Source organism: Desertibacillus haloalkaliphilus, assembly GCF_019039105.1.
In the GTDB taxonomy this organism is placed as follows: Bacteria; Bacillota; Bacilli; order Bacillales; family KJ1-10-99; genus Desertibacillus; species Desertibacillus haloalkaliphilus.
This window is the reverse complement of record NZ_JAHPIV010000050.1, coordinates 1-790: the sequence shown is the minus strand read 5'-3', so window position 1 is coordinate 790 and position 790 is coordinate 1. Positions and strand designations below refer to the sequence as shown.

Here is a 790-nt window from a genome sequence, read left to right as displayed (position 1 = left end):
GGGGAAAAGGAAGGGGAGGAAAAGGGGGGAAGGGGAGGGGAAAAGAAAAGAGGGGGGGGGGGGGAAGAGGGAAAGAAGGGGAGGGGGAAAGGAGAGGGAAAGAGGGAGGAGGGAGAAGGGGGAGAGGGGAGGAAAAGAGGAAGAGGGGGGGGAAGGGGGAAAGAAGGAAGAAGGAGAAAAGAGGGAGGAAAAGAAGGGGAGAGGAAAGGGAGGGGAAAGGGGGGAGAGGAAAGGGAAAGAGAGAGGAAGAGAAGAAGGGGAGGGGGAAAGAAGGAGAGAGGGGAAGAAAAAAAAAAGGGGAAAGAAAAGGGGGGGGGGAGGGGGAAGGGGAGAGAGAAGAGAAGAAGGAAAGAGAAGGGGAGGGAGAGGAAGAGGGGGAAGGAGAGGGGGAAGGGAAAAAGGGAGGAAGGAGAAGAAAAGAGGGAGGAAGGGAGGGAGAAAAGAAAAGGAAGGAGGGGGGGGGAAAAAAGGAGGAAAGAGAGGGAGAAAAGAGGAAGGAAAGAGAAAAAAAGAAGAGAGGGGGGAGGAAAGGAAGGAGGAGGAGAAGAGGGAAAAGGAAGAAAAAGGGAGAAAGGGAGAGAGGAAAAGAGAAAAGGGAAGAGAAAGGAAGGAGGGGAAGGAGAAAGGGAAAGAGGGGGGGGAAGGAAAAAGGAAGGGAAAAAGAAAGGAGGGAGGGGGAGAGAGGGGGAAAGGAAAAAAGGGGGGAGAGAGGAAGAGAGAAAAAAGGAAAAAAAGAAAAAGAGGAAAAAAAAGGGAAGGGGGGGGGGAGAAGAGAGGGAAAAGAAAGAGA

General features: G+C 52.8%; 1 protein-coding gene. It reads left to right on the top strand.

The annotated features are described in order from the left end of the window. Positions 1 to 790, top strand: a 790-nt coding sequence (locus tag KH400_RS29570; protein WP_217227899.1) for a hypothetical protein, incomplete at both ends; no start/stop codon positions are given.